The following is a 4,016-nucleotide window of genomic DNA, read 5'->3' on the forward strand; positions in this document are numbered from 1 at the left end:
AAGAGGTTTATTTGAAGGCATACCAAACATTAACTGAAGTCCAAGCAGCCATTGGTTGGTATATCAATTTTTATAATCGCAATCGTATCTCAAATGTCGCCTAATTAACTGAATAAAAATAGTCCAATTTATTGACTTCTGAGCAGCATTAGCCGGATGGATTCCTTGCAAATGAATCTTGATCAGGGGTATAAGCCCTATACGGATGATGAAAAAGCAAATTTTGCAGCGCGTAAAAATAAGCACTATGTGACATTAATTACCGGGTTGACGCCAAATGATATTCTACCAGGTATGTTTGACTTTATTGCTGATATAAAACAAAAAGGTTATGTGGCTAGTATCGCTAGTGCCTCAAAAAACGCGCCGACAATTTTAAAACAGTTGGGTTTGACAGATTATTTTATTGGTATTGTTGATCCAAGTACATTGGCGCATGGTAAGCCAAATCCTGAAATTTATATCAAAGCTGGGGAATTGCTAAAGTTAGCACCACAACAAATTATTGGTCTAGAGGATGCCAGTGCAGGCGTTAAAGCCATTCAAGGTACTGGGCAAACAGCATTGGGTATTGGCCCAGCTGTGTCGCAAGACAATTTACAGCTGTGGTTTGCCGATACAGCAAGCGTGACATTAGATAATATTAAACAAAAGCTAACGCAGTAAGTTTTACATTGCAAGGCAGTGCAACATAAAGGTAAATTAAAACCGCTTATCACAAAAGCGGTTTTTTTTTGATGCTACTTGGTAAACTAGCATCATAAAGATAGGAACAACAGGGAGAATGATATGTTAGAGATGAAGCATATTAAAGTCAATTATGGTGAGTTTGTTGCACTTGATATGGGACGCGACATAATCGTTGATGCACATGATATCGTTGGCATTGTTGGCAGTAACGGGGCTGGTAAATCAACTTTAATCAAGGCATTAACGAATCAAGTAGCTTATACTGGTAAAATCGTTAAACCAGGGCAAATTGCGGTGCATTTGCAAGAAAACAATTACCCAGCCACTGTCACTTGTCGCACAATTTTGGAAGGTTTATTACAAACAACCTACAAGAAAGATCCAAAATTAATTGAGCTCGTACAATTTTTTGACTTTGAAAAGAATTTGAAAAAAAAGGTGGCCCAGTTATCGGGTGGGCAAAAGCAGCGATTGACGATCATTATGGTGTTATATCAAGATGCGCCATTAACTTGTTTTGATGAGTTGAGTACTGGCCTTGATTTTGAGACACGCTTTAACTTAATGGCTAAAATTAAAGCATGGTATGCTAATAAGCCAGCTATGATTTTACTGATTACACATTATTTTGATGAATTGGAAAAATTAGCCAATAAATTATTGATTATTGATCAGGGGTACGTTGTAGATTACGATTTAACGACGATGTTGTTTGCAAAATATGTGGGTTATTCGGCGGTTGTCATAGATGCACCGCAGTTAGCGATTACCTTGCCAAAAGGGTGCGATATTATACGTGGTGAAGCAGGGCAAACTGTGATTGGTTGTGACAATCAGAATAGTCAACAGTTAGTGATTGCGCACTTAAATCAACACGGTTTTACCTTTTCGGCAACACGAACAAGTGTGACACTTATCTATTTGAACGCGTTACACCGGCGTGAAATAAACAGATTGGGGCAGACATCATGAAGCACTATATTAAATTTGAACTTAAAAATACACTAGGGTATAGTCTTGCGATGATTGTTGGTGGACTATTACCGATGATTTTGGCTATTGGCAATTACCATGCCACTAGTAACACGTTAGCAAATCAAGCATTAGCTAAAGGTTTATTTGCAACGTTATTACCGATGATACCGCTTGGCCTAGTCATTTTGCCATTCACGATTTCTTTTGGTCGAGATATGGCTGATGGTGTCACAACACGATTTGTCTTGTTTGGCTATCGTATGGCTAAACAGTTGGTCGCTAAATTTGTCTCAGTGGCCATTTTGGTGTCACTGGTGACAGTAGTTTATTGTTTGGTTTTGTATCAGGTATTACCGTTGCCTTCAATGAGTATGCTGAGCTTAGCCAACGTCTTTGCTAGCACCATGATTCTAACTGCAGCATTATATCTTTTGTCTTTTGCCATTGCCCAAGTTTTTAAAGGCTTCAATATGATTCAGGGCGTGGCGATGGTGTGTTACTTTGGTATTGCCTTCTTAACAGGCAGTATGGGAACATTTCAATTGCCGCGTACGCTTGAAAAAGCCATAGAATGGATTCCATTTGCTGCCATACGAGAGACACTCAAAATGCATTGGGGCAGTAATACGGTGACTGATATGCAGACAGAGTGGTTTAAACTGATTGTTTTCTTATTAATCACGCTATTCTTATTTGGTCTGGCAGAATTTTATCGCCGTCTCAAAATACACGCCGTCTGATAACAGAATTTGATAAAATAAGGTTATATTGGTAAGCTAATTGCCACATGGGGGAGAGACATGGAAATTAAAATCAATGTCGATGAGCAACTTAATGGCATTAAAGTTGTCATTTCGGGCAACGATTTGACACAAATGACAGCCATCGCCAAACAACTACAAACAAAAAAATCAGAAACGAGTAAATTTGTGGTTAAAACGGTTGATGATATTCATGTGATTACGCAATCAGATATTTTAATGGTATCAAGTTTTGGTAACGAATTAACAGTGACACGTAACAATCATCAGCAATTAGTAACGCGTAAAACACTAAAACAATTTTTAAATGAAGACAAGTCGCAGTTGTTTGTTCAAATATCTAAAGCAACAGCGATTAATTTAAACCAACTATCACGAATGACATCGGCTTTTTCTGGTAATTATTATGGTTTTTTAACAGATGGGACACGTGTTACTGTGTCGAGACGATATATTAAGCATATTTTAAATCGACTAGAAGGGAATGATGAAAATGAGACAATTTAAGTATATAATCATGCTAGCTTTCATCGGTATCGGGATAGGATCATTTTTATCCTTATTGTCAATCACGTTAAATCAAGCAATATTTTCATTGACACAATTTGCTTTGTTAATGATCATGAGTGCTATTATGGGAATATTATCAATAATTTTTGATTATGATAAGTTCAGCTTCATGACGCAACTAGTCTTACATTTTGTATTAGAGATGTTAACTTATTTGATCTTTATTGCTTTGACTTTTGGTAAAACAAGCATCGCATTAACAAATATACCAACTTTTGTGATTATCTATTTAGCGATTTTTCTTTATATGCGTCAACAAGGACATGACAATGCTCGACGTATTAATGAACAATTGGCCAATAAAAAGCACAGTTGAATGAACGCATTCAACTGTGCTTTTTTGCTGATGTTAACGATAAGCAAAGGATAACTCACTATATCAAATTTTGCCATAGCAATACCAGTTTTTAGTGAAATATGTGATAATCTGGTAAAATGAGAGAAAGTATTAGAGAAGAAGTGACACAGGATAGGACATGCCCAATTATCTTATTTTGGTTCTATAATATCTGTTGTTGGTAATCAAGTGAAACTTGATTACTGGTAACGGTTATTTCATCAACATTTTTTAGGGTCGCAATCACCACACCATTGGTAGTGATTAGCTTATTTACAATTTCAAAGGGGTTAGTTTCTGTCATTTTGTTGCTCCTTATCTGATTTTGGTGAGTGATAGTCTGGGTTGTGTAACCACCAGTCATTCATGATTTTAAACAACTTTTTACGAATGGTTGCTGCACTGGCTTTTCGGTTGCCACATACTAGTGCCGTAACATCAATATCAAAAACAAGATTGGATAATGAATAATTTGCAGAACGCAGTGAGAAAAAATAATCATAATCACCGTCCTAGTAGTCATTGCGGTACGCTTGTAAGAGAATTGGTTTGAAGGTTGACTCACAATCACGCCAACTCAATAACTCTTCACTTATTGAGATATTTTGGTAGATTGTAAAATTAAACCGAACACTTGAATAAAAAAGCCGCAGCGCCTTTAATGGTAATTGTCTAAAACAACC

Annotated in this window: 6 protein-coding genes and 1 pseudogene; 6 read left to right on the forward strand and 1 reads right to left on the reverse strand. The window is 36.7% G+C overall.

What is annotated here, in order from left to right; genetic code table 11:
* The first annotated feature begins 11 nt into the window (after window positions 1-11).
* From IEU71_RS10335 to IEU71_RS09665, 6 genes and pseudogenes are all read left to right on the forward strand, one after another.
* Complete coding sequence (locus IEU71_RS10335) at window positions 12-104, forward strand: IS3 family transposase (protein WP_143472578.1); 93 nt, start codon at window positions 12-14, stop codon at window positions 102-104.
* Window positions 105-138: 34 nt separating this feature from the next.
* A pseudogene (locus IEU71_RS09645) lies at window positions 139-666 on the forward strand (HAD-IA family hydrolase); the annotation flags it as partial.
* A 123-nt stretch (window positions 667-789) separates the two neighbouring features.
* Window positions 790-1,662 carry an ATP-binding cassette domain-containing protein gene (locus IEU71_RS09650; RefSeq protein ID WP_004912536.1) on the forward strand — a complete coding sequence of 291 codons (873 nt, stop codon included), beginning with the start codon at window positions 790-792 and terminating at the stop codon, window positions 1,660-1,662.
* On the forward strand, window positions 1,659-2,405 hold the full coding sequence (locus IEU71_RS09655) for a hypothetical protein (RefSeq protein ID WP_004906677.1): 747 nt from the start codon (window positions 1,659-1,661) through the stop codon (window positions 2,403-2,405). The genes IEU71_RS09650 and IEU71_RS09655 overlap by 4 nt, the downstream gene beginning before the upstream one ends.
* A 60-nt stretch (window positions 2,406-2,465) precedes the next feature.
* Window positions 2,466-2,933, forward strand: coding sequence for a LytTR family DNA-binding domain-containing protein (locus IEU71_RS09660; protein ID WP_004912540.1), 468 nt, complete (start codon window positions 2,466-2,468; stop codon window positions 2,931-2,933).
* Window positions 2,920-3,312: a DUF3021 family protein gene (locus IEU71_RS09665; RefSeq protein ID WP_371861822.1), complete on the forward strand. Its 393-nt coding sequence runs from the start codon at window positions 2,920-2,922 to the stop codon at window positions 3,310-3,312. Before IEU71_RS09660 ends, IEU71_RS09665 begins: the two co-directional genes overlap by 14 nt.
* A 184-nt stretch (window positions 3,313-3,496) precedes the next feature.
* Here the strand turns inward: IEU71_RS09665 and IEU71_RS09670 are convergent, their stop codons facing one another.
* Window positions 3,497-3,637, reverse strand: coding sequence for a hypothetical protein (locus IEU71_RS09670; RefSeq protein ID WP_004912547.1), 141 nt, complete (start codon window positions 3,635-3,637; stop codon window positions 3,497-3,499).
* Window positions 3,638-4,016 lie beyond the last annotated feature (379 nt).

This window comes from Leuconostoc falkenbergense, from assembly GCF_014634805.1.
Classification (GTDB): Bacteria; Bacillota; Bacilli; order Lactobacillales; family Lactobacillaceae; genus Leuconostoc; species Leuconostoc falkenbergense.